Annotated in this window: 2 protein-coding genes; one reads left to right on the top strand and one right to left on the bottom strand. The window is 64.6% G+C overall.

Annotated elements, in window-relative coordinates; translation table 11 throughout:
• Positions 1-359 (top strand): hypothetical protein (locus ACK4SE_RS14155; protein ID WP_409694008.1); only part of this gene is annotated, 359 nt, incomplete at its 5' end.
• 12 nt (positions 360-371) lie between these two features.
• Here ACK4SE_RS14155 and ACK4SE_RS14160 read toward each other — a convergent pair.
• Positions 372-512 carry a DsbA family protein gene (locus ACK4SE_RS14160; protein WP_409694011.1) on the bottom strand — a complete coding sequence of 47 codons (141 nt, stop codon included), beginning with the start codon at positions 510-512 and terminating at the stop codon, positions 372-374.
• Positions 513-596 lie beyond the last annotated feature (84 nt).

Below are 596 nucleotides of genomic sequence, written 5' to 3' on the forward strand. Positions count from 1 at the left end.
CGCTCGAGGCGACGCCAACGGCCACGGCGTTCGAGATCGCAAGAAATCTGACGCCCAAACGTATGACTGAGTATGGTGCCAACCACCCAGCGTATCGAAGCTTGCTGGACGCTGCGGCAAGCTTTGGCGACGGGCAACCGGCATTTGTGCTGGAGCGCCAGTTAGAAAAGTCAGTCGATGTCCTAGATATTTCAGACTGGCAGAAGGCCAAGCTAAAGGGTCTGAAGTTAATGTCGGTTGGTGACGTTCTGAATGCTACCGAAGACCGTCTAAAGGAAGCGATGTACGTCGGCCCCGTCCGTGCGCGACAGATGCGTAACGCCGCAGTGTCAGCGGTACTCGAGTATTTGTCGGGCTAGCGCCAGCAGCGCTTAGGCCCCCGCCATCTTCCGCAACGCCTCTTCAAACACCCCCGCCGGCTGGCCGCCGGAGATCAGGTATTTGCCCTCCACCACCACGGCGGGCACGGCGTTGACGCCCCGCGCGCGCCACAGGGCCTGGGCCTCGCGCACCGCCTACCCAGAGCGGCCGGAGGGCAGGACGTCGGCGGCCGGGGCGCGGTCGAGACCGGCGGCCTCGGCGGCGGGGGGCAGCGC

This window comes from Brevundimonas sp., assembly GCF_046293315.1.
GTDB lineage: Bacteria > Pseudomonadota > Alphaproteobacteria > Caulobacterales > Caulobacteraceae > Brevundimonas.